Source organism: Agrobacterium sp. S7/73, assembly GCF_019355535.1.
Classification (GTDB): Bacteria; Pseudomonadota; Alphaproteobacteria; order Rhizobiales; family Rhizobiaceae; genus Agrobacterium; species Agrobacterium tumefaciens.
Genome location: NZ_CP072137.1, coordinates 513886 through 538491, shown reverse-complemented (window position 1 = coordinate 538491; position 24606 = coordinate 513886). Strand labels below are relative to the sequence as shown.

The following is a 24606-nucleotide window of genomic DNA, read 5'->3' as shown; positions in this document are numbered from 1 at the left end:
CCTCCCCGGAGGATGGGCGCCTTTTGGCGAAACCTCTTCCCCCGGTCATTTTTGTCTATCGTGGAGGATAAGATGGTCGTCAGCCCATCGACAATGGCCGCCGTGCGCGCCAGCGGCGCCGTGCCCAATGCAGAATATCTTCTCGCAGCGGACGGCATACGCAAGGAATTTCCAGGCGTTGTCGCGCTGGATGACGTTTCGTTCCACCTCAAGCGCGGCACCGTGCATGCGCTGATGGGTGAGAATGGCGCCGGTAAATCGACGCTGATGAAGATTCTGGCAGGTATCTACCAGCCGGATGTCGGAGAAATTCGGCTTAAGGGCGCTGCGATACGCCTCGATTCACCGCTTGATGCGCTCGAAAACGGCATTGCGATGATCCATCAGGAACTCAACCTGATGGCCTATATGACGGTGGCGGAAAATATATGGATTCGCCGAGAGCCGAAAAACCGACTGGGCTTTATCGACCATGGCGAAATGTATCGCCGCACCCAGACATTGCTCGAAAGGCTCGGTATCGATCTCGATCCGGAAATGCGTGTCGGCGAACTATCGGTTGCAAGCCGGCAGATGGTCGAAATCGCCAAGGCGGTTTCCTACGACTCCGACGTTCTCATCATGGACGAACCGACGTCAGCGTTGACTGAGCGCGAGGTGGAACATCTGTTCCGCATCATCCGCGACCTCAGGGACCGCGGTATCGGCATCGTCTACATCACTCACAAGATGAATGAGCTTTTCGAGATCGCCGATGAGTTTTCCGTCTTTCGCGACGGCAAATATATCGGCACCCACGCGTCCACCGATGTGACGCGAGACGACATCATCCGCATGATGGTGGGGCGCGAAATTACCCAGATGTTCCCGAAGGAAGAGGTTCCGATCGGCGATGTGGTGCTGTCGGTCAAAAATCTGACGCTGAACGGCGTCTTCCATGACGTGTCATTTGATGTTCGCGCCGGGGAAATTCTAGGTGTCGCCGGCCTTGTCGGTTCTGGCCGCTCGAACGTGGCGGAAACGGTGTTCGGCGTTACGCCGGCGTCTTCGGGCACTGTGGAAATCAACGGCAAGCCTGTGTCGATCGCAAGTCCGACAGAGGCGATCCGTCACCGCATGGCGTTCCTGACGGAAGACCGCAAGGATACCGGCTGCCTGCTGATCCTCAATATTCTTGAGAACATGCAGATCGCGGTTCTACAGGACAAATATGTCGCCAACGGCTTCGTGCAGGAAAAGACGCTTTCGGAAGCCTGCGACGACATGTGCCGCAAGCTCCGGGTCAAGACGCCCAATCTTTACGAGCGCATCGAAAACCTGTCGGGCGGCAATCAGCAGAAGGTGTTGATCGGGCGCTGGATGCTGACACAGCCACGCATCCTCATTCTGGATGAGCCGACGCGCGGGATCGATGTTGGCGCAAAGGCCGAAATCCACAAGCTGGTTGGCGAGATGGCGCGCAATGGCGTCGCCGTCATCATGATTTCCTCCGAAATGCCGGAGGTTCTGGGCATGAGCGACCGTATCATGGTCATGCATGAAGGTCGCGTGACGGGCTTCCTTGACAGAAGTGAAGCCACACAGGTGAAAGTGATGGATCTCGCATCGCGGTGAGGCGCGCCGGGATTTCTCGAGGAGGAATGACTATGAATACGAACGCCGCCGCCAACGCAGAGTTGGATGCAAAATCCGGACGCAAGCCGCACAGGCGCATACCGCCCGAAGCAAATATATTTTTCGTGCTGATTGGCATCGCGCTGGTTTACGAAATTCTTGGCTGGATTTTCATCGGCCAGAGCTTTCTGATGAACCAGCAGCGCCTGACGATCATGATCCTGCAGGTGTCCGTCATCGGCATCATCGCCGTCGGCGTCACGCAGGTCATCATCACCGGCGGCATCGATCTGTCCTCCGGTTCGGTCGTCGGCCTGACGGCGATGCTGTCTGCCAGCGTGGGGCAGTCCTCCACATGGCCGCGGGCGCTTTATCCGGGTCTGACCGATCTGCCTTTCTTCATGCCGCTGGCTGTCGGCATTCTGGCTGGCGCTTTGGCCGGTTTCATCAACGGGCAGCTTATAGCACGCACGAAAATCCCGCCCTTCATCGCAACCCTGGGCATGATGGTGACGGCTCGCGGCCTTTCCAAATGGTACACCAAGGGCCAACCGATTTCCGGTCTGACCGACGGTTTCACCTTCATCGGTACAGGTGTCTGGCCGGTCGTGGTTTTCCTCGTCGTCGCGGTTATTTTCCACGTTGCGCTGCGTTACACCCGTTACGGCAAGTTCACCTATGCCATCGGCGCCAACCAGCAGGCCGCCCGCGTTTCCGGTATCAATATCGAGGCGCATCTGATCAAGGTCTATGCCATTGCCGGCATGCTGGCCGGTCTTGCTGGTGTCGTCACCGCTGCCCGTGCACAGACGGCCCAGGCCGGCATGGGTGTGATGTATGAACTCGACGCCATCGCCGCGGCCGTTATCGGCGGCACTTCGCTCGCCGGCGGTGCTGGCCGTATTACCGGCACAGTGATCGGCACCATCATTCTCGGTGTCATGACATCCGGTTTCACGTTCCTCAGGGTCGATGCCTATTACCAGGAGATCGTCAAGGGGCTGATCATCGTGGCTGCGGTCGTCGCTGACGTCTACCGCCAGAAGAAACGCGCAAAACGCTAAGCACTCCTCCTCCCGGACCTGGGGCAGGCCTTCAGGCTTGCCCCTTTTTTTGTCCTATCGACAAGGACCTGAATGGCCTTGGAGGGGAGGGGTCGGTTTCAGGTCTTGCTGTTCCGGTAGTCGTGAACTGCCTTGCCGAAAGCTTCAAACAAAGCGCGCGAGGGTGCGTCTGTCTCGGCCCAATATTCCGGGTGCCATTGCACACCAACGGCAAAGCCCTTGGCATCGATGACGGAAACGGCCTCGATCGTGCCGTCTGCCGCCGTCGCCTCCACCTGCAGGCGTGGCGCGGTCTCGGCAATTGCCTGCCGGTGCAGCGAATTGATCTGGATTTCTCCCGACACGCCAAGATGCTGCGCAATGCAGGAGCCTTCGCGCACATGCACCGGCTGGCGGATTGCGAAGGCCACGTCGCGGTCCTCATGTTCCGGCTTGCGGTGGTCCCATATTCCGGGCTGTTCCTGAATTTCGGAAGCAAGCGTGCCGCCCAGCGCGACGTTCAGCTCCTGAATGCCGCGACAGATGGCAAGCATCGGAATGCCGCGCTCCAACGCCCGGCGGATCAGCGGCAGGCTGGTGGCGTCGCGGGCTGGATCGAACGGGCCGTCACTCTCCTTTGCCTCTTTTCCGTAGAGAGAAGGGTGGACATTGGTGGCCGAGCCGGAGACGAGCAGGCCATCGACCCGGTCGAGGATGGCATCGACCTCATTGCCGTCCTCGAAGGCCGGAACGATGAAGGACATGACATCAGCCACCCTCAGCGCCGCGGAAAGATACTGGTTCTGCGCGGCGTGCCAGTCGGCTCCGGTGAAATGCCGGATGTCGGCGGGGACGGCGATAATCGGTTTTGGCATGGTGGCTCCGGGGGCGAATCTTCGAAAATTTGTGCGACTGCCAGCGGGCCAAGTCAAGCATGTGTTTCGTCCTCGGAACGCAATATATGCGGCTAAAGTATAAGGCGGCGTCGCGATATTTCAGTTGCAAATAAAATAGCGAAGAGGCCGCCGAAAAAATCCTGATATGGCTGGTTTTCCGGCAATTAATTCTTGGCGCGGGTGCTTGTCAGCTGGGCGGTAACCGTGCTTACTTTGCTGCGATGCCTGAACAGCACGAGGGGAATTCAAGCTGCGGGCAGCGTTGATATCTGGGAGGATATAGATGGATCGCCGTTCCTTTATGAAAAAAGGTGCGCTGGCGGGGGCTGCTGCGACAGCCTTGGCTGCGCCCGCAATTGCACAACAGAATACCAAGATCACCTGGCGACTGACGTCTTCGTTTCCGAAGTCGCTCGATACGATCTATGGCGGCGCCGAGGATATTGCCAAACATGTGGCGGCCGCTACCGACGGCAATTTCACCATCCAGCCCTTTGCGGCTGGCGAAATCGTGCCCGGCCTGCAGGCGGCCGATGCCGTATCATCAGGTACGGTGGAGATGTGCCATACCTGCTCCTATTATTACGTCGGCAAGGATCCGACCTTCGCTATCGGCACGGCGATACCGTTCGGTCTTAATGCCCGCCTGACCAATTCCTGGTTCTACGAAGGCAACGGCAACAAGCTGCTCAACGAGTTTTACGCCAAGCACAATCTCTACGGCATGATATCAGGTAATACCGGCGCCCAGATGGGCGGCTGGTTCCGCAAGGAAATCAACACCGTCGACGATTTCAAGGGCGTGAAGATGCGCATTGCCGGTCTTGCCGGCAAGGTGGTGGAAAAGCTCGGCGTGGTCCCGCAGCAGATCGCCGGCGGCGATATCTATCCGGCGCTGGAAAAAGGCACTATTGATGCCGCCGAATGGGTTGGTCCGTATGACGACCACAAGCTCGGTTTCCAGAAGGTGGCGAAATATTATTATTACCCGGCCTTCTGGGAAGGCGGACCGGTCATCCATTCCTTCGTCAATCTGGACAAGTGGAACAGCCTGCCGAAGAACTACCAGACGGTGCTGCAGGATGCCTGCGCTTTCGCCAATACCAGCATGATGGCGAAATACGACGCGAAAAACCCGATCGCCATCAAGCAGCTGGTTTCGGAGGGTGCCGTGCTGCGGCCCTTCAGCCAGGAAATCCTCGAGGCCTGCTATAAGGCGGCGTTGGAAGTCTATGCCAATATTTCAGCAACCAACCCGGACTTCAAGAAGATCTACGAGGATCAGGTCGCCTTCAAGCGCGAGGGTTACCTGTGGATGCAGCTTGCGGAATATACTTTCGATACTTTCATGATGATCCAGCAGCGTAACGGCAAGCTCTGATTATTCGGTGCGGCGGACCGGACAAAAGCCTCGGGGACTTCGGTCCCCGGGGTTTTTGTCGTGCCGTCGCGCCTGCATCCGCCCGATAGAAAAGGGCGATTGACGATCAGGGCTGTCGGAATCAAAAGTAGCAGGCTCGGTGACCAGGCGCAGTCTCGGCAAGGATTGGCCACGCTGACCTCGGAAAAACCGGACAGGCTGGTCGCTGACTGTCAGGTTCAATTTCCACACAGAGTAAATGGAAGGCAGGGGTGCAACCCTGTCTTCCACTCAGCAATGATCAGTTCTCCGAAAAATCCGTAAAAGACGCCGGTTAAGGCCCGATCTTCGGTGGTTCACCGAGGTTAGGCATGCCTGGCAACCCACCCGGCTGGCCTCCTGGCAGGCCGAAATTGGGCATGGTGTTGCCGCCCTGATTGCCGAAGGCAGGCACTTCGATCTTGATGGAGTTGAGGTCCACCTGGGGTGCTTTGTCCAACCAGTAGGTGACGGATTCCGGCCAGAAGATCACGATTGCGACGAGGATGAGCTGCATGCCGAGCCAGGGAATGGCACCCATGTAGATATCCGAGGTCTTGACCGTGCGCGGCGCGATTGAGCGCAGGTAGAACAGCGCGAAACCGAAGGGCGGGTGCATGAAGCTGGTCTGCATGTTGATGCAGATCAGCACGCCGAACCAGATCAGGTCGATGCCGAGCGCCTGCGCGATGGGTGCGAGCATCGGGATAACGATGAAGGCGATCTCGAAGAAATCGAGGAAGAAGGCGAGGAAGAAGATGAAGATGTTGACGAAGATCAGGAAGCCGATCGGGCCGCCCGGAATGCCCGACAACATGTGCTCGATCCACAGCGAACCGTCCATGCCCTGAAAGACGAGGGAAAAGCAGGTGGCGCCTACCAGAATGAACACCACCATGGACGTGATGTGCATGGTGGAATGCATACCCTGCTTGACGAGATCCCAGGTGAGGCGGCGGTGGGCTGCGGCCAGCGCCATGGCGCCGACGACGCCGAGCGCGCCGGCTTCCGTTGGTGTTGCAAGGCCGAGGAAGATGGTGCCGAGCACGAGGAAGATCAGCACGATGGAGGGCACCATGCCCGCCAGCACGCGAAATACCAGTGCACGGTTGAGTTCGCCCCGCGCTTCTGGCGGCAAAGCAGGCAAATCCTTCGGCCGCACGATCGACATGAACAGGATGAAGAGCATGAAGATGGCGACTTGCAGGATCGACGGGCCGATTGCGCCGAGATACATGTCGCCGACGGATTTGCCGAGCTGGTCGGCAAGAACGATCAGCACGAGCGAAGGCGGAATGACCTGCGTGATGGTGCCGGATGCGGCGATGACGCCGGTGGCGAGGCGCGGATTGTAACCGTATTTCAGCATGATCGGCAGCGAGATGACGCCCATGGTGATGACGGAGGCGGCAACCGTGCCGGTGATCGCGCCAAGGATTGCGCCGACGATGATGACGGCATAGGCGAGGCCGCCCGGAATGGCGCCGAACAGCTTGCCTGTGCCTTCAAGCAAATCTTCGGCAAGCCCGCATCGCTCCAGGATCGCGCCCATGAAGGTGAAGAACGGAATGGCGAGCAGCAGGTCGTTCGAGACGATGCCGAAGATGCGCAGCGGCAAGGCCTGAAGGAAGGCCGGCGAAAAATGCTCGGTGAAGATGCCGATGACGCCGAAAACCAGACCGACGGTGGCAAGAGAGAAAGCAACCGGAAATCCGTAGAGCATGAAGATGATCATGCCGAGGAACATCAGTGGCGGAAGAATTCCATATTCGAACATGGGAAATATCCTGAAGGTTCAGATCGCGGCGATCATTGCAGGGGTTTTTCGTACTTCGTATCGAGCGCATAAAGCCCGTTGAGGGCGCCGATGCGCTTGATGAGTTCGGAAAATCCCTGAAGAACCAGAAGGGCGAAACCGGCGAAGATGATGAGTTTCACCGGCCAGCGGATAAGCCCGCCCGCATTGGAGGACATTTCGTTCTGATGCCAGGAAAGCATGAACATCGGCCAGGAAAGCCAGGCCAGATAAAAGCAGGCGGGCATAAGAAAAAGTACGATGCCGATGATGTCCACCCACAGGCGCGTGCGAGACGAGATAGCCCCGTAGATGATGTCCACCCGCACATGTTCATTCATGCGCAGCGTGTAGGACGCACCCACCAGCACGATGAAGGCAAACATGTACCACTGGATTTCGAGCCAGCCGTTTGAACTATAGTTGAAGGTATAACGCACCATGGCGTTTCCGGCGCTGACGAGGCAGCAGACAAGCACCAGATAACCGGCGACCTTGCCCAGAGCTTCGCTGACAAGGTCGATCAGCGCACTTAATTTCAAAAGCGGTTTCATGACTTTCCCCTCTTCCCTTGCCGGGCCCTTTGCGGGTTATGGTGGCAAGCAAGCCGGTCGGCCATCGTGACGGGCACGCCTCCACGCGTATCCGCACAGCCAAATTCCGGCGTTCCTCCCCACAGAATCCCGTGTATGGGCAGGCTGTCCGAAAAGCAACCGAAACCACTATTAAACCGGCCGTATGGCCGCCGTTTTCAACCGTTTACAAAAGAATGTTGCACGACGGCACGCTTTGCACGGCATACCGTTTGCCCCGCTTGTCATCGATGTTCTTTCGTGTGGAACGCATTGCACTTTTCGCCGACTTCATGTTACCTCTGGCTCCGGAGAATCCGGCATGGGCCCGTTATCGTCCGCAGGGCAAATTGTCTTGTGCGGCGGGTATGGCGGATGGAGCAGAAGGGGAAGCGGAATGAGCGAACACCACACAGGTCCGGTCGAAGTTGGCGCCGAGATGAACTACGCCGAGCATGAAAAGACCTACAACGCTTTTCTTGCCATGACGAAGTACGGCACGATGCTGGTCTGCGTGCTGATGCTGGCCATGGTCGCGGGTTTCTTCACGTCCGTGGGTTTCCTTGGCGGCCTTATCGTTTTCCTCGTGCTTTCGGCTGCGGGTTTCATTCTGCTGCGCTGAGCAACGCTGTTCACAAGCGTGTCGCGGCGCGGACGTTGCGATGCCTTGCAACAGGCAAGCCCAAACCCGGAAAGGCGAAGCAATGAAACGCCTGTTTGCCTGGCTGTTATTGTTGGCGGTGATGTCGCATCCCGCTTTGTCGCGCGATCTTTTGCCGTCTGAGCAAGACAAGCTGCAAACACAGATAGAGCGGTTCAGCGCCGCCTTGAATGCGCAGGATTTTGATTTTGTCGGCCGGACGGTGCCGCCGAAAATCTTTGAATTCATTGCAAACGACGCGGGTGTTTCCGTCGGGCAGTTGCGTAGCGCTCTGACCACGCAGATGCAAATGGCGCTTGCAGCGGTCAAGATCACCGAATTCACCATGGACACGGCGGCGATCAGTGTGCAGCAGACGCCTGATGGAACGCCCTATGCGCTCGTTCCGACGAAAACGGTGATGGAAACCGGCGGCCAGACGATCGAAGCGAAATCCCATACCCTGGCGCTTATCGACGGTACGCAATGGTATTTGCTGCGTGTGAGCGATCAGCAGCAGGTGACCATCCTGCGAAAGGTCTATCCATCCTTCGCCACGGTGGAGTTTCCGGAAGATTCCGTACAGCAGGTGAAATAGCGTGCAGGCGTCCGCTAAACCGTAGAAACTCTAACCGGCTTGAAACCGGATTTCCGCATTGTCAGGAAAAACGCCCCGGACGGAACGGATCGACCGATATTGCGGTCTCCTCGCCGTTTGCCAGTTGCGTCACGAGGCGGGCGGTAGCTGCCGATTGCGTCAGCCCCAAATGACCATGGCCGAAGGCATAGATGACGGAAGGTGTTGTGCGCGCGGTGCCGATGACGGGAAGACAGTCCGGCATCGAAGGGCGGAACCCCATCCATTGCTGGCCGCCTTCAACCTTGAGACCGGGCAGGAAACGACCGGCTTTTTTGAGCATGGCCTCGGATCGCTTGAAATTCGGCTTCAACTCCAGACCGCCCAACTCGACTGCGCCGCCAACGCGGATGCCGGAAGATAGCGGTGTAACGACAAAACCGTGGTCGTTGAAATAAAGCTGGCGCGTGAGGTTGAAGGCGCCGGCGGGCAGGGTGGTGTTATAGCCGCGTTCGGTTTCCAGCGGCACGATGTTGCCAAGTGTTGCGGCAAGCGGCTTGGACCACGCGCCGCAGGCGATCACCACCTTGTCGGCGTCGATCTTGTCGCCGTTTTCCAGGGTCACGATCGTACTTTCGCCGACGGCGTCGATGCGTTCTGCCTCGCCCTTGCGCAGCTTTCCGCCACGGGCGATCACCAGGTCGAAAATGGCACGGGTGAAGTCGTAGGGATTGGAGACCTGCAAGCCATCAGGCGAGAACATGGCGTGGCGGAATTGCGGGGCAAGACCCGGCTGCAATTCGTCTATCTCGTTGCGGGCGACACGCTTGGAAGAGAAGCCTGCCTGTTCCTTTTCATCCCAGTCCTTGCGGGCAGCGTTGAGGCTGGCTTCGCTGTCGTAAAGATCGAGCGTGCCGGTTTTCGCGACAAAGTGCGAGAGCTCCGGCATGGCCGCGACATGGGCCATTTCGGTGGCAGACAGCCGGTTGATCTCGCTGAGCGTTCTCAGGCCGTGGCGAAAGTTGCGCTCAGCGCTGGCGCGCCAGAAACGCCACAGCCACGGCGCGATCTTCGGCGCATAAGCAGGCGGCACACTGAGCGGGCCAAGCGGATCGAAAAGCCAGCGCGGTGCTTTTCTCATGATGCCGGGGGCGGGAATGGGGATGATTTCGGGAAAGGCCAGGATGCCGGCATTACCGGAGCTTGCGCCGCGGGCAACTTCACCGCGCTCCAGAAGAAAGACCTCACGCCCGGCATTTTGCAGGTAAAGCGCCGCCATGGAACCGATAATGCCGGTGCCGATCACCAGCACGTCGCATTTCAGGGTTTTGGTCATCGGCGCTCCTGCAACACAAATCTTTCAAGCCCGCCATAACAATGAATGCCGTACCGATGAAAGCCCGTATCGCTCTGCGGCGGCAGAAATATCAGCACTGTGGCAAATAAGCGGTTCTCATCCGGTGCGGACGGGTTGGTAAAGGCAGCTCGGTCTGAAGTATTCTTGCCAACAGTTTCGGTCATTGGACCAATAGTTATGGGTCATCATTAATTGCTATTTAACGGTGTCCGGCTAGGTTTCGCGTACACGCAGACCGATCCTTTATTTTCATCTCTTTGGCATCGAGGAGGAAAGGTCCGCATACAAGTTATTGTTGGGAGTTCAAAGACATGTCTCAATTTTTCAAACTCGGTACGGACGCATCTGCGGTACTTGATGCCCTAAGCCGCTCGCAAGCCATCATCGAGTTCGATCTGACTGGCAAAATTCTGAAAGCGAACGACAATTTCTGCAAGGCGGTCGGCTATCAGCAATCAGAAATCATCGGACGCCCCCATAGCATGTTCCTGTCTCCCGAAGATGCAGCGTCACCCGAATACAAGGCCTTCTGGGCGAAACTCTCACGCGGCGAATACGATCAGGGCCAATATCGGCGGCGGTCGAAAACCGGCGACGACATCTGGATTGAAGCCTCCTACAATCCGGTTTTTCGTTTCGGCAAACCTTACAAGGTGGTCAAGATCGCTTCCGATATCACGGCGACGAAGCGCCGAAGCACCGAGGATAACGGCAAGCTGGCAGCGCTTTCGCGTGCGCAGGCGATGATCGAGTTCACGCCCGAGGGGAAAATTCTCTCCGCGAATGAAAACTTCCTCACAGCACTCGGCTACACGGCGGAAGAGATCATCGGCAACCATCATTCGATGTTTTGTGAGCGTGGCTACGTGCAGTCCGAAGAGTACCGCAATTTCTGGAAGGATCTTGGTAAGGGAGAGTTCTCGACCGGTCAGTTCATGCGGCTTGGCAAGAACGAAAAACGCGTCTTCATCCAGGCGTCCTACAACCCGATCATCGACGAGCGGGGAAAAGTCGTCAAGGTGGTGAAATTTGCCTTCGATGTAACGGACCGCGTGCATGCGGTGGAAGAACTGGGCGCGGCGCTTGAGCGTCTTTCCCAGTGCAACATCCGCGTCACGCTCGACAAGCCTTTCGTGGGTGAGTTCGAGGGGCTGAGACGGGATTTCAACAAGTCCATCGCCGAATTCCAGAAAACCCTGGAAAATGTTCTTGGGCAGACCGATGACCTGACCAGAAGCAGCCAGGAAGTCAGCGAAGCCTCTGTTCATCTCGCTGAAAGATCGCGTGAGCAGGCCGTGGCGCTGGAGGAAACCTCGGCGGCGCTGGAAGAAATCACCGCGACCGTACGGGCATCGACGGAAAACACCAAGGAAACCCGAAAACTCGTTCAGAGTGCGCGGACGTCAACGGCGGCTTCCACCGAAGTCGTTGGGCGTACCGTCAACGCCATGCAGCGCATCGAGACGGCATCGCGGGAAATCAGCCAGATTATCGGCGTTATCGACGAAATCGCCTTCCAGACCAACCTTCTTGCCCTGAATGCGGGCGTCGAAGCCGCGCGCGCGGGTGATGCGGGCAAGGGTTTTGCGGTCGTGGCACAGGAGGTGCGCGAACTTGCGCAACGCTCCGCCAGTGCCGCCAAGGAAATCAAGGCGCTCATCAACAATTCCGGCACCGAAGTTATGGAAGGCGTGCGGCTTGTTGGCGAGACGGGTGAGGCGCTGAAGCAGATCGATGCGCTGGTGAAGCACATTGACGGCAATGTCGATATGATCGCCAAGGCCGCCGATGAACAGGCCTTAGGCATCAGCGAAATCAACCGCGCAGTCAACCAGCTCGACCGGATGACGCAGGAGAACGCGGCGATGAGCGCGCGCACGACCGCCATTAGCGCTACACTTGCCCAGGGTGCGGATGTGCTGGCGCAACTGGTCAGCCTGTTCAAACTGAACCGCCGCGCGACCCAGCGCGACGACGGGGCATCCATTTCATCCAACTCGTCGCGGACGAGCCACAGTGTGAAACTGTCGGGAAGGAAAGCAGCCTGACGGATCGGCGACAGCCTGCTTCCACGTGAGCCTCTTGTCATACGGATGCCCGTCGCCGGGCATCCGTTTTTTATGCCCGCAGGGCAGGCCTGTTGATGCCGAGATGGTCGCGCAACGTCGAGCCTTCGTATTCCTTGCGGAACAGGCCACGTTCCTGCAAGAGCGGCACGACTTCGCGGTTGAATTCTTCCAACCCGCCGGGGAAGAAGGGCGGCATGACGTTGAAGCCGTCTGCCGCGCCGTTCTCGAACCACTCCTGCATGCGATCCGCAACGTCCTTGGCCGTGCCCATGACGATATGGTGGCCACGACCAGCTGCAACGCGCAGCGCCAGTTCCCGGATCGTCAACTTTTCGCGGCGCGCCAGTTCTGTCAAAAGTTCGGCGCGGCTGCGCAACTGGTCGGAAATAGGCAGGTCCGGCAGCGGGCCGTCGAGATCATACTCGGTAAGGCTATGGCCGATGCGTTCCTCAAGCAACGGCATGGCGCTCTTGATGTCGGTCCAGCGGTTCAGCTCCTTCAGCTTCTCGCCGGCCTCTTCGAAGCTCTTGCCGATGATGGGCATGAAACCGGGCATCACGGCAACGCTTGCGGGATCGCGGCCGAATTTCTCCACTCGCGCCTTTAGGCTGGTGTAGAAGGCCTGCGCCTCGGAAATGGCCTGCTGGGCTGTGAAGACGATATCGGCAGTGCGGGCGGCGAGATCCTGCCCCGGGCCGGAGGAGCCGGCCTGAATGAGAACTGGGTGACCCTGCGGCGAACGCGGAATGTTCAGCGGCCCCTTCACCGTGAAATATTTGCCTTCGTGATCGAGAATGTGGACCCTCTGCGGATCGACGTAGCGGCCGCCTTCCTTGTCCTTGACGAAGGCGTCGTCGTCCCAGCTGTCCCACAGGCCACGCACGACGTTCACATATTCTTCCGCAACGGCATAACGCTCGTCATGCTCGGGATGGCTCTTGGAGAAGTTCGCCGCCGTGCGGGCATAGGAGGTGGTAACGATGTTCCACGCCGCACGTCCGTGGCTGAGATGGTCGATGGAGGCGAAGGCGCGTGCGGTGTGGTAGGGCTCACCATAGGTGGTGGAGGCGGTGGCGGCCAGTCCGATCTTGTTTGTCACCATGGCAAGCGCCGCAAGCAGGGTAAGCGGCTCGAAACGGGCGATCATCGAGGGATGGGCGTCGACGCCGCTTGTGAGGCCATCGGCCAGAAAGACCATGTCGAACTTGGCATCTTCGGCCATTTTCGTGACACGGGTCAACAGGTCGAAATTCTCGCTGCCGGCTTCCGCATCCGGGTGACGCCAGCCGGAAACGTGGTGGCCGGCTCCTTGCAGGAACAGGCCAAGATGCATCTGTCTTTTGCGGGTATTCGTGGTCATGGTGATCATGCCTTTATTTCGGTCGTGTTATATTTGCGTTGCCAGAAGCGCTTCTAGCTTCTTGAGGTCGGCTGAGGTTTTCATGGTCCGCACCAGTGCCGGAATTCCGGCGAATTTTTCATTGCCGCCGGTGGCGTCGGCAAATTTTTCCGTGGGGTCATCAATGCCGGGAAGACCGTCAATACGGCGCGACAGCACCGTGCCATCCTTCTTCGTCACGTCGATGACCACGAAACGGGTGGTAGGATCCGGCGAGAGGCGGCGGGCGGTCTCGTCGTGCCGGCGCGAGACTTTTGCGGAAAGTCCAAGCAGGTCGGCGCGTGCAGGGCGTTCGTCGAAATGGCTGATGCCGAGTGCGCCATCCGTCAGTGCGGCGGCGAAGACATATTCGGCGCTGAAACGCGCATCGATGCCCGTGGCGGGTGTGGCCGAACCCACAAGAGCGGCATCGCCTCCCGGGGGGAAGGTGATGACGACAGTTTCGATTTCATCTGGTGCCAGATCACTGGCGCTGCGCAGTGCAAGCGCACCAACGGCAACAGGGTGGCTGGCGGTGCAGCAGGGAAATGCCTTGAGCGTCAATCCGGGAGAGACGATCTGCCAGGGTGTACCCCAGCCGGACAGGAGCCGTTTCGGCTGTTCCGCGCCAAAGGCGAAGGCGGAATAAAAGCCGATAGGGTTTTCCAGAAAATCCGGCGCGCCCTGAAAACCTGATCTTGCCAGCTGCGCGGCGGTGAGGCCAGCGCGTGTCGCAAGCCCGGCATGCAGGGGCTTGGCATCATAACCAAATTGCAGGCGAAGTCCGGCCGACTGCGTGGCGGCAAGGCCGAGTGCGATAGCGGTCGTCTGCGGGGTGAATTTGAGAAGATGGGCAATGGCCGCCGCCGCACCGATGGGGCCGAGGGTCGCGGTGGCGTGGAAGCCATTTTCGTAATGCTTTGTACCGAGCGACAGGCCAAGCCGCGCCATGGTTTCCAGCCCGACAATATAGGCGGCGATAAATGCATCCGCCGTAGAGCCTTCCTCGACCGCAACAGCCAATAGAGCGGGAACGATGGCGACGGTGGGGTGGCCGCGCACGCTGCCATGGACGTCGTCATAATCCAGCACGTGCCCCGCATGACCATTGATGAGTGCGGCCGTGAAAGCATCCGTGCGCAGATCATGGCCGACAATGCCCGCCGTGCCGGATGTGCCTGACGTAAAGCTGTCGATGAGGATTTTCGTGCTTCGGTCGTAAGCGCCACCCAGCATACAGGCAAAAAAGTCGATCAGCGCCGTGCGGGCGATCGTCACAGCCTCTTCGTCGCGGAGCGGATCAGAGGCGGCGATGGCTTCTGCCAGATGAAGGGTGAGTTTTTCGTCGGCGGTCATGGCGTCAGATCCCTTCGCCGTCGGCGACCCGTGCCACCTGTCCGCCGAGGCCCTTTACGAAGGCGTTGATACGCGGATTGGTCGACTTGTAGAAGATGTGCTCCGGCGTGCCCTGATCAACGATCAGGCCGTTTTCCGTGAAGACGATATTGTCGCTGATTTCCTCGGCGAAGCGCATTTCGTGTGTCACGAGAATGCTGGTCATGCCGTCATTGACGAGATCGCGGATGACGGCGAGCACTTCGCCGACGGTTTCCGGATCAAGTGCGGAGGTAACCTCGTCGAACAGAACCAGTTCAGGCCGCATGGCAAGCGCGCGGGCAATGGCCACACGCTGCTGCTGGCCGCCGGACAGCTGACCGGGATAGGCATCCACCTTCTGCGACAGGCGGACTTTTTCCAGCAATTCGCGGGCATGACGCTCGGCTTCCGCCTTCGGCGTGCCGAGGATTTTAATCGGCGCGATGTTGATATTTTCCATGACAGTTAGATGCGGGAAGAGGTTGAACTGCTGGAAGACAATGCCGATGCGCTTGCGCAGCGTTATGCGCTCAGCTTCCGTTTTCAGCTGATCGACGCGGGTGCCCCCCACGGTGATCTTGCCAGATTGCGGAATGAGCAGGCCGTTGATGCAGCGCAGGATCGTGGATTTGCCCGAGCCGGAAGGGCCGATGATGGAGACGGCGTCGCCCTTGTTGACGGTGAGATCAATGCCTTTGAGCACTTGATTGTCGCCGAAGGACAGGTGCACGCCTTCCAGTTCAACCAGAGCTTTGGCGGCGGTTTGGGGGGCGGATGCGGACATGGTGTATTCCAATCAGCGGGAAGCGAAGCGCCGTTCAAGGCGCTGCGTGAAACGGGACACGGGATAGCAGAACAGGAAGAACGCCATCAGGACGGTGAGATAGACCACGACGGTGAAATCGTTGCGCTGCACGGCGGTGCTGGCATCGGTTGCGGCGTGGAGAAGCTCATGCACGCCGACCAGCGAGGCAAGCGCCGTGCCCATGGTGATGGAGGCGTAAAGGTTCATCCACGGCGGCAGCGAGCGCTTCACGCATTGCGGCAGGATGATCCAGCGCAGCGTCTGGTTGCGCGAAAACCCGAGGCCCTGCGCCGCTTCCCATTGTGCGGTGGGAATGGACTGGATGGCGCCCCGGGTGATTTCGGCGATGTGGGCGCTGGCCGGAATCGCAAGCCCGACCACGGCCTTGATCCAGTCTGGAAACGGAATGTAGTTGCCGAAGGCGACGATCTCGAAGGGGAAGATGTAGGTCGCGGCGAAAATCAGCACCAGATGCGGGGCGTTGCGGAAGATTTGCACGTAGGTGAGCGCCGGCGCGCGCACGAGCCGATAGGGCGCAAGCTCCATGATGCCAAGCACGACGCCGATGATGGTGCCGATGGCAATCGCCAGGATGCTGATCAGCACATTCATGGCAAAACCCTTGCCCAGATAGGGCAGCCATTCCAGCAGCACCTGTCCGAGCGAGGGATCGAGAACCAGCCACAGCACGACGGCAACCAGCACGCCGCACAGAAGAATGGTGCCGAAAGGCAGCTTCTTCGCCGCCTGTGTTGGAGAGACCACCGCGCTCATTGACCGAACCCCGGAACCGCAAGACGCCGCTCAAGCCACAGGCCCGCCCTTGCGACGATGAAATTGATGACACTGAAAAAGATGAGGATCACCAGCATAAGTTCGACCACATTGTCGCGCTGCGTCCAGATCAGGATCGAGGCATAGGTGATTTCACCGACCGCAATCGCCGAGCCGACGGTGGTGAGCTTCACCAGATTGATGAGATTGTTGATGATGGAAGGAAGTGCCGTGCGGATTGCCAGCGGAAATTCCACGTAACGTAAAATCTCGAAAGAGCTGAAACCGATGGCCCGTGCCGCCTCGATGGTGGTAGCCGGCACCGCCTCGATACCGCCGCGCAAGGCTTCCGCATGGAAGGCGGCAACGTGCAGGCCGGTGATGGCGACGACCCAGAAGAACGGGGTGAGCGGATTGTTCTGCGCGCCGCCGAGCGCGTTTGAAATCAACATGTTGAGCACAAGGAAACCACACATCAGCTGCACCAGCGTCGGCGTGTTGCGCGTCAATTCCACATAGGCGCGCACCGGACCGGCGAGCCAGCCTTTGCCTGACGTGAGCATGGCGGCGAAAATGAAGCCGAAAACGAGGCTGAGCGGCAGGGTGACGGCGACGAGGATGAGCGTCATCTTCATGCCGTCGAGCCAGATCTGAACCTCGTAGCCGCTGTTCAGAAAGTCATAGTTGAGGCCTATATGTGCGGCCAACTCTATGAAACGCGCTGTAAATCCATCCTGCATCGGATATCCATGCTGTTGTCGCGGCTGCCGCCCGGCAGGCGGTGCCAGAATGACCTGTCTTGCTATAAAGCAGAAAAGAACGGCGGGCGAAACCGGCCGTTCTCAGTGGTGAGGGGAAATCTCCGTGATGGCAGATGCCCCTACGACATGCCGGTCCCCCGGACCAGTTCCGGGGTGACGGAGCAAGCGGGATTGCCCAGCCGTTACTGCGCCGCGGAGAGCTTCGTCTTCTGCTCTTCCATGAAGCCGATGCTCGGCAGGCGGTTGGCCTTGGCGAATTCGATCATTTTGCCGGAAGCGTGCAGCTCCTTGACGATCTTGTCGAGCGCAGCCTGCGTGTCGGCCTCGCCCTTGCGCAGCCAGATGACGGAGTCAGAAGGGATAAGGTCGGTGGGGATCAGGATGCCGTAATCCTTCCACTCATCGGCGCGGTCCTGAAGCATCAGGCTCAGCGTGCCGTTGACGTGCACGGAGACATCGCAATTGCCGCCCTTCAGCGCGAGCAGCGATTCCGGCTGGCTCGGCAACGCCTTTACCTGCGCGCCATATTGCTCGATCAGCGGCTGGGTGTAGTTGGAGCCCTGCGATACGCAGGCAATCTTTCCCTTCAGGTCCGGCCAGTCCTTGATGCCCGAGTCCTTTCGACCGATGGCTGCGCCGCCCTGGCGGTCATAGGGGGTGGGCACGTAATCGAGCGTTTTGGCGCGCTCTTCCGTGTACTGCATGTTGGCGATCAGAATATCGACCTTGCCCTGCTGCAGGAACTGCACGCGGTTGGGCGGGGTCACGGTTTCGGTCACCAGCTCCACACCGAGACCGGCGGCCAGCGCCTTGGCGACGTCGATGTTGAGGCCCTTCTGCTCCTGCGTCTTCGGATCGATGAAGCCGAAAGGCGCGCCGGACAGGATGACGCCGACGGTGAGCTTGCCGCGACCCTTGATACGGTCGAGCGTCGCATCCGCGTGAGCGGCGGTGGCCATCGAAGCGATAGCGACGGTTCCGGCGATGAGTTTTGCGGCAAATCTGGAGAAGGAGAGGGCCATGGGTATTTCCTTTTGGTTGTGGGTGGAAACTACATGAGGCGTCCGTCGAGAGCGAGAATTGGCGTTGCGCAAAAAATCGTATAAATAAAATCGTGTTCCAATAAGTTCTCTGGTGAGAAAAAATAACCTAATAATTTGAAATCGTAGAATCTTGTTCTTACGGTGCCGGGGTTCGGCGCTTTGGCATATCCTCGCCACAGGGCGAGGATATGCTGGCTATGCCGGGGCATTTTGAGCACCCTTCTCCCGAAGAGCGCTCCCACACCGTTACCGACCGGCGTTATAGGCCGCGATCGCCGCCATATTGACGATGTCGCTGTCCTTGGCACCCATCGAGGTGATCTGCACCGATTTGTCGAGGCCGACGAGAAGCGGGCCGATGACGGTCGCGCCGCCCAGTTCCTGTAGCATCTTGGTGGAGATCGAGGCGGAATGGATGGCTGGCATGACCAGCACGTTGGCCGCACCGGAAAGGCGGGCAAAGGGATACTGGCTCTGCATGCGATGATGGTTCAGCGCCACATCGGCCGACATTTCCCCGTCGACCTCAAAATTGACGTTGCGCTTGTCGAGGATTTTCACCGCTTCGCGCACCTTGTCGGAGCGTTCGCCAACCGGCTGGCCGAAGGTGGAATAGGCGAGCATCGCCACACGCGGTTCGTAGCCGAAACGGCGGGCAAGACCGGCCGCTTCTTCGGCGATATCGGCAAGGTCTTCGGCGGACGGCATGTCGTGCACGGCGGTATCTGCCACGAAGACCGTTCGGTTGCGCGACACGACCAGAGAAACGCCGATGATACGGTGGCCGGGTTTGGTGTTGATGCAGCGGCGGATATCCTCGAGCGCCGTGGAATAGTTGCGGGTAACGCCGGTGACCACGGCGTCCGCATCGCCCATCGCCACCATGCAGGCGGCGAAATGGTTACGGTCGTTGTGGATCAGGCGCTGCACGTCGCGCAGCAGGAAGCCGCCGCGCTGCAAACGCGCATAGAGATAATCGACATAGGCATCGACGCGGCTGGAAAGGCGGGCATTGGTGATCTCTATATTGGCGCGGTCGAGATCGATGCCGGCACGCTCCGCATTGGCCTTGATGATGTCGTCACGGCCGAGCAGGATGGCGGTGCCAAGCCCCTGCGCGGTAAACGAGATCGCCGCGCGCATCACCTGTTCTTCTTCCGCTTCGGCGAAAACGACCCGCTTCGGAGAGCGGCGCACACGCTCGTAAAGGCGCTGCGTGGTCGACGCCATGGGGTCGCGACGGGCGGAAAGCTCGCGGGCATAGGCATCGAGATCGGGCAATTCGCGGCGAGCGACGCCGGTTTCGATGGCGGCCTTCGCCACGGCCACCGGAATTGCCGAGATCAGTCGCGGATCGAAGGGAACGGGAATGATATATTGCGATCCGAAGCGCGGGCGGTTGCCCTGATAGGCGGCGGCCACATCATCCGGCACATCCTCGCGGGCAAGATCGGCCAGCGCCTGTGCAGCGGCAATCTTCATTGCGTCGTTGATCTGGCTTGCGCGGACATCGAGCGCGCCGCGGAAGATATAGGGAAAGCCGAGGACGTTGTTGACCTGGTTCGGATAATCCGAACGCCCCGTCGCCATGATGGCGTCGTCGCGGATGCGGGCGACTTCTTCCGGGGTGATTTCCGGGTCAGGGTTGGCCATCGCGAAAATGATCGGCTTCGGCGCCATGGAGCGGATCATCTCTTCGGTGAAGGCACCCTTCTGCGACAGGCCGAAGACGACATCCGCGCCCTTCATGGCCTCAGTCAGCGTGCGGTTGTCAGTCTTTACCGCATGGGCGGATTTCCACTGGTTCATGCCTTCGGTGCGGCCCTGGTAGATCACGCCCTTGGTGTCGCAAAGCGTGATGTTTTCGGGGTTGAAACCCATGGCCTTGATGAGGTCCATGCAGGCGATGGCAGCAGCACCTGCGCCGTTACAGACGAGCTTCGTCGTCTTGAAGTCTCGGCCCGTCAGTTCGATGGCGTTGATGAGACCGGCGGCGGCGATGATGGCGGTTCCGTGCTGGTCGTCATGGAAAACGGGAATGTCCATCAGCTCGCGCAGGCGGCTTTCGATGATGAAACATTCCGGCGCCTTGATGTCTTCCAGATTGATGCCGCCGAAAGAGGGGCCAAGGTAACGCACGCAATTGATGAATTCGTCGGCGTCTTCGGTATCGACCTCGAGATCGATGGAATCCACATCCGCAAAGCGCTTGAACAGAACGGACTTGCCTTCCATGACAGGCTTGGAGGCGAGCGCGCCGAGATTGCCGAGACCGAGGATCGCCGTGCCGTTGGAGATCACTGCTACCATGTTGCCGCGTGTCGTATAATCGTAAGCGGTCGCCGGATTTTCGGCGATGGCTTTCACCGGCACGGCCACTCCCGGCGAATAGGCAAGCGACAGATCCCGCTGAGTCGCCATCGGCTTGGTCGGGGTGATTTCCAGTTTCCCCGGTCTGCCTTGCGCGTGGAAATCCAGTGCTTCCTGATCTGTAACCGATGTTCTGGGGCTGGCGGGCTTCGTCGTGTCGGACATGGGCTGAGTGTGCTTTCGTGTCGATAACAGTGCAAAAATATCCGTCGTTGTTATTGTATTTTTCGCGCGCGTGCCAAGCGTTGAATGTTGTTCAGTGCAGCAAATTTAGCCGTGGCGAAATTTGTGGCCGATTCAATCGATTAAGTGCGTATTGTCGGCATTATAGGTGGGACTGGTAGGCCTGCCGTACCATATTCACGAAGGCCTCCACGTGGAGGGCAAGCGGACCGCGTCTGACGACCAGCACGCTATCTGACCAGGCATCGGCGCTTTCGAGCGGCACACCTGTGATGCCCCTTGTGGAGCGCACGGTGCTTTCCGGCAGAATGGAAATTCCCGCGCCAGCTTCCACGAGGGCAAGGATGGTGTTGACGTTGGCGATGCGCATGCCGATTTCCGGCTCACAGCCTGCATCCTCGAAAAGGGAAAGCGCGCTGCTGCTGAGCCCCAGGCCGATCTCGTCCACCGGTAGCAGCAGTTTTTCCTGCACGATATCGCCAACCGAAACTCTGGGGCGGGAGGCGAGCGGATGGCGCTCCGGCAGGGCGACGCACAGTTTGGAGCGGTCGAAGGGCATGGCCCGCAAGCTCTGCGGCAATTGGGGCAGGGGTGCGCGAATGAAAGCGACGTCTGTCTTGCGCGTCGCCACCTGCTCGATCAATTGTTCCATCGTCATGCCGGGCAGGAGTTCAAGCGTCACCTCCCTGTGGTCGTTGCCATAGCGGGTGATCAGCGCCGGCAATTTTCGTTCCGCCATTACGCTGGTGCCGAAGCCGATGCGCAGCGTGCCGAGCTGGCCGCGCCTGATCTGGTGTGCCTTTTCCAGCGCCCCCTTGGTGCGGGCAAGAATTTCCTCCGCATCGAGCAGCATCGACTGCCCAGCCGGCGTAAGTTCCACACCGCGGTTGACACGGAGGAAAAGCTTGAAGCCCAGATTCTCTTCCAGTTGCCGGATACGCTGCGTTACGGCCGGTTGGGCGATGCCCAGCTGCAAAGCGGCCGCGCGGAAATTTTTGGCCCTTGCGGCTTCCACGAAAATGGCGAGCTGGCGAATATCCATCGGCGGAGAGGTCTTTGTGTTGTAGGTGTTGATATGGTATAAGCGCAGCTTATCAAAAATGCCCGTCTTGCGCATTGTCATCTTGTCGCAGGCGACGTTATACCGCACCGAGGTTTCGGTCGCCCAGTGCCCGCATGCGGGCCTCTGCGATACGAACTTGGGAGGATTTGTTCGAGCACATTGTCCGCCGTCCATTGGGGCCGGCGATAAACTGCAGTGAATGGGTCAAAATGACAGTCACCACGGAAGTCTCCCGCACCATTGTTCCCCATTTCGCCTCGTCGCCTTCAGCGCATCTTCGCTCAGCCGTAAGTGCGGCGGACTGTCTGGCCTGGGCCGGGCATTGAAAGATCATCGGGCGTCAGCCTTCGCGGCGGCTCTCCTAACCGGATATTTAATTTCATGAGTAAACCAGCAACCTCAACGTCGCTTGCAGCCAGATTATGGCTCTTCGTGCTCGGCGCTGTCATTGTCGCTGCGGGACTGTTCTTCGCCATTGGCGGCGGGCAGCTCGCAACACTCGGCGGCAGCCTCTATTTCGTCTTTGCGGGTATCGCGCTGATCGTCTCCGGCTTGCTTATTCTGCTGCGCAAGCCTGCCGGCGCGCTCCTGTTCGGCCTTGTCTTCATCGTTAGCGGTGTTTGGGCAGTGTGGGAAGCCGGACTGCACTTCTGGCCGCTCATCTCCCGCCTGCTGGCGTTGGGCGTGGGCGCCACGGTGGTTGCGCTCTCCTATCCGCTGCTGCGGCGCGCGGCTGGCAAGACGCCTGCTTACGGCGCGCCCTTTGCCCTTGCTGGCGTTCTGGCCATTGCGTCCGCTGCCGGTTTTGCCGGCATGTTCGTGCCGCATCCGACCGTCGCCTTCAAGGGTGAGGTTGCTGCACTGACGCCGGTAACGCCGGAAAATGAGCAGAAGAACTGGGAACATTACGGCAATACGGCGGGCGGCAGCCGCTTTGTTGCGCTTGACGAAATCAACCGCGATAACGTCAAGAACCTTGAGGTGGCATGGACCTATCGGACCGGCGACATCCCGATCAGCCCCGGCGCGAACGGTGCGGAAGATCAGGAAACGCCGCTTCAGGTCGGCGACACCGTGTTTGTGTGCACACCGCACAACAATGTCATCGCCCTCGACGCCGATACCGGCGCGCAGAAGTGGAAGACCGAAATCAACGCCAAATCCACCGTCTGGATGCGTTGCCGTGGTCTCGCCTATTTCGATGCCAAGGCGCCGCTGAAGCAGCCGACCGCTCCGGGCGCAACGCCTGTCACCCCGGCGATCGTAGCTGACGGCGCGCTTTGCCAGCGCCGCATTCTCATGAACACCATCAACGCGGAACTCATCGCGCTCGACGCCGACACCGGCGCGTTTTGCCCGGATTTCGGCACCAACGGCCGCGTCGATCTGAAGATCGGTCTTGGTGATGCGCCGGACCCGCAATATGTGCTGACATCGGCCCCCACACTGGCCGGCACCACCGTCGTGGTCGGCGGGCGTATCGCTGACAACGTACAGGTGGATATGCCTGGCGGCGTGATGCGCGGTTTCGACGTTGTGACGGGTGAGCTTCGCTGGGCTTTCGATCCCGGCAACCCTGAAATCACCAAACTGCCGCCCGAGGGCCAGACCTACACCCGTTCCACGCCGAACGTCTGGGCATCCATGTCCTACGATCCGGAGCTGAACACGGTCTTCATGCCGGTAGGCAGCCCCTCGGTCGATCTTTATGGCGCGACGCGCACACCGCTCGATCATAAATACGGCGCTTCCATGCTGGCGCTCGATGCCACGACCGGCCGCGAAAAGTGGGTCTACCAGACGGTTCATAACGACCTATGGGACTTCGACGTGCCGATGCAGCCGAGCTTCGTCGATTTCCCGAAGGCTGACGGAACGACCGTTCCGGCTCTGGTCTTCGGCACCAAGGCCGGTCAGATCTATGTGCTGGACCGTGCGACTGGCCAGCCGCTGACCAAGGTGGAAGACGTTCCGGTCAAGGCCGGCAACATTCCGAACGAGCCATATGCACCAACGCAGCCGCGTTCGGTGGGCATGCCGCAAATCGGCGCGCAGACGCTGACGGAAGCCGATATGTGGGGTGCCACCCCTTTCGATCAGCTTCTTTGCCGTATCGCTTTCAAGGGCATGCGTTATGAAGGCCTCTATACGGCGCCGGGCACGGACCTCTCCCTCGCCTTCCCGGGTTCGCTCGGTGGCATGAACTGGGGCGGCATCTCGACTGACCCGACGACCAACACAATCTTCATCAACGACATGCGCCTCGGCCTGTGGATTGAGATGAAGGAAGCTGCTCCCACCAAGGCAACGGCAAGCGGCGGCGAAAGCGTCAATACCGGCATGGGCGTCGTTCCCATGAAGGGCACGCCCTATGCGGTGAACAAGAACCGTTTCCTGTCTGCTCTCGGCATTCCCTGCCAGGCTCCACCCTATGGCTCGATGACTGCGATTGACATGAAGACGCAGCAGATCAAGTGGCAGGTTCCTGTCGGCACCGTTGAGGATACCGGTCCGCTTGGCATCAAGATGGGTCTGCCGATCCCGATCGGCATGCCCACGCTCGGCGGAACGCTTGCCACCCAGGGCGGTCTCGTCTTCATCGCCGGCACACAGGATTATTATCTGCGCGCCTTCGATACGGCGACCGGCAAGGAAGTCTGGAAGGCCCGCCTTCCTGTCGGCAGCCAGGGCGGCCCGATGAGCTACAAGTCTCCGAAGACAGGCAAGCAATATGTCGTCATCTCGGCCGGCGGTGCACGTCAGTCTCCTGACCGTGGCGACTACGTGATCGCTTACGCGCTGCCGAACTGATCCTGACAGGTCATCGCTCTGAAAACGGAAACCCGGGCCATTCGCCCGGGTTTTTCTTTGCGGCCTGTCAAAGCCATTG

19 protein-coding genes are annotated in these 24606 nt (G+C 59.4%); 7 read left to right on the top strand and 12 right to left on the bottom strand.

The annotated features are described in order from the left end of the window. Window positions 1–72: 72 nt before the first annotated feature. Window positions 73–1614, top strand: a complete 1542-nt coding sequence (locus J5276_RS17405; RefSeq protein WP_003510992.1) for a sugar ABC transporter ATP-binding protein — start codon at window positions 73–75, stop codon at window positions 1612–1614. A 32-nt stretch (window positions 1615–1646) separates the two neighbouring features. Next, window positions 1647–2678 carry an ABC transporter permease gene (locus J5276_RS17400; protein ID WP_003510990.1) on the top strand — a complete coding sequence of 344 codons (1032 nt, stop codon included), beginning with the start codon at window positions 1647–1649 and terminating at the stop codon, window positions 2676–2678. Window positions 2679–2776: 98 nt separating this feature from the next. Here J5276_RS17400 and J5276_RS17395 read toward each other — a convergent pair whose 3' ends face one another. After that, a complete protein-coding gene (locus J5276_RS17395) occupies window positions 2777–3532 on the bottom strand; it encodes a gamma-glutamyl-gamma-aminobutyrate hydrolase family protein (RefSeq protein WP_065704194.1) in 756 nt (251 codons plus the stop codon). A gap of 304 nt (window positions 3533–3836) precedes the next feature. Between J5276_RS17395 and J5276_RS17390 the strand changes: the two genes are divergently transcribed. Continuing rightward, on the top strand, window positions 3837–4934 hold the full coding sequence (locus J5276_RS17390; RefSeq protein ID WP_003510986.1) for a TRAP transporter substrate-binding protein: 1098 nt from the start codon (window positions 3837–3839) through the stop codon (window positions 4932–4934). A gap of 313 nt (window positions 4935–5247) precedes the next feature. Here the strand turns inward: J5276_RS17390 and J5276_RS17385 are convergent, their stop codons facing one another. After that, the gene (locus J5276_RS17385) at window positions 5248–6729 is read right to left on the bottom strand and encodes a TRAP transporter large permease subunit (protein WP_003510985.1); all 1482 of its coding nucleotides are present in this window, start codon (window positions 6727–6729) and stop codon (window positions 5248–5250) included. Window positions 6730–6761: 32 nt separating this feature from the next. Further along, on the bottom strand, window positions 6762–7301 hold the full coding sequence (locus J5276_RS17380; protein WP_003510982.1) for a TRAP transporter small permease subunit: 540 nt from the start codon (window positions 7299–7301) through the stop codon (window positions 6762–6764). Window positions 7302–7716: 415 nt separating this feature from the next. On the opposite strand from J5276_RS17380, the gene J5276_RS17375 reads away from it, so the two are divergent. After that, the gene (locus J5276_RS17375) at window positions 7717–7941 is read left to right on the top strand and encodes an aa3-type cytochrome c oxidase subunit IV (protein ID WP_003510978.1); all 225 of its coding nucleotides are present in this window, start codon (window positions 7717–7719) and stop codon (window positions 7939–7941) included. Between the two features lie 82 nt (window positions 7942–8023). Next, window positions 8024–8557 carry a hypothetical protein gene (locus tag J5276_RS17370; RefSeq protein ID WP_035199477.1) on the top strand — a complete coding sequence of 178 codons (534 nt, stop codon included), beginning with the start codon at window positions 8024–8026 and terminating at the stop codon, window positions 8555–8557. 61 nt (window positions 8558–8618) lie between these two features. Here the strand turns inward: J5276_RS17370 and J5276_RS17365 are convergent, their stop codons facing one another. Beyond that, on the bottom strand, window positions 8619–9872 hold the full coding sequence (locus J5276_RS17365) for an FAD-binding oxidoreductase (protein ID WP_065704190.1): 1254 nt from the start codon (window positions 9870–9872) through the stop codon (window positions 8619–8621). A 332-nt stretch (window positions 9873–10204) separates the two neighbouring features. Here J5276_RS17365 and J5276_RS17360 point away from each other — a divergent pair, with 332 nt between their 5' ends. Further along, window positions 10205–11941, top strand: coding sequence for a PAS domain-containing methyl-accepting chemotaxis protein (locus J5276_RS17360; RefSeq protein ID WP_019564699.1), 1737 nt, complete (start codon window positions 10205–10207; stop codon window positions 11939–11941). A gap of 70 nt (window positions 11942–12011) precedes the next feature. On the opposite strand, the gene J5276_RS17355 is transcribed toward J5276_RS17360, so the two are convergent. From J5276_RS17355 to J5276_RS17320, 8 genes are all read right to left on the bottom strand, one after another. Continuing rightward, a complete protein-coding gene (locus J5276_RS17355; RefSeq protein ID WP_174012024.1) occupies window positions 12012–13331 on the bottom strand; it encodes an LLM class flavin-dependent oxidoreductase in 1320 nt (439 codons plus the stop codon). Window positions 13332–13349: 18 nt separating this feature from the next. Next, window positions 13350–14696: an MmgE/PrpD family protein gene (locus tag J5276_RS17350; RefSeq protein WP_019564697.1), complete on the bottom strand. Its 1347-nt coding sequence runs from the start codon at window positions 14694–14696 to the stop codon at window positions 13350–13352. Between the two features lie 4 nt (window positions 14697–14700). Beyond that, a complete protein-coding gene (locus J5276_RS17345) occupies window positions 14701–15501 on the bottom strand; it encodes an amino acid ABC transporter ATP-binding protein (RefSeq protein ID WP_065704188.1) in 801 nt (266 codons plus the stop codon). A 12-nt stretch (window positions 15502–15513) separates the two neighbouring features. Continuing rightward, on the bottom strand, window positions 15514–16296 hold the full coding sequence (locus J5276_RS17340; RefSeq protein WP_013761604.1) for an amino acid ABC transporter permease: 783 nt from the start codon (window positions 16294–16296) through the stop codon (window positions 15514–15516). Then, the gene (locus J5276_RS17335) at window positions 16293–17036 is read right to left on the bottom strand and encodes an amino acid ABC transporter permease (RefSeq protein WP_003510965.1); all 744 of its coding nucleotides are present in this window, start codon (window positions 17034–17036) and stop codon (window positions 16293–16295) included. Before J5276_RS17335 ends, J5276_RS17340 begins: the two co-directional genes overlap by 4 nt. 203 nt (window positions 17037–17239) lie before the next feature. After that, entirely contained in the window at window positions 17240–18079 is an 840-nt protein-coding gene (locus tag J5276_RS17330; protein WP_019564695.1) for a transporter substrate-binding domain-containing protein, read from the bottom strand. A 267-nt stretch (window positions 18080–18346) separates the two neighbouring features. Further along, complete coding sequence (locus J5276_RS17325; RefSeq protein ID WP_065704186.1) at window positions 18347–20635, bottom strand: NADP-dependent malic enzyme; 2289 nt, start codon at window positions 20633–20635, stop codon at window positions 18347–18349. A 160-nt stretch (window positions 20636–20795) separates the two neighbouring features. Further along, window positions 20796–21770: a LysR family transcriptional regulator gene (locus J5276_RS17320; RefSeq protein WP_025595631.1), complete on the bottom strand. Its 975-nt coding sequence runs from the start codon at window positions 21768–21770 to the stop codon at window positions 20796–20798. A 327-nt stretch (window positions 21771–22097) separates the two neighbouring features. On the opposite strand from J5276_RS17320, the gene J5276_RS17315 reads away from it, so the two are divergent. Beyond that, window positions 22098–24527: a glucose/quinate/shikimate family membrane-bound PQQ-dependent dehydrogenase gene (locus J5276_RS17315; protein ID WP_065704184.1), complete on the top strand. Its 2430-nt coding sequence runs from the start codon at window positions 22098–22100 to the stop codon at window positions 24525–24527. Window positions 24528–24606 lie beyond the last annotated feature (79 nt).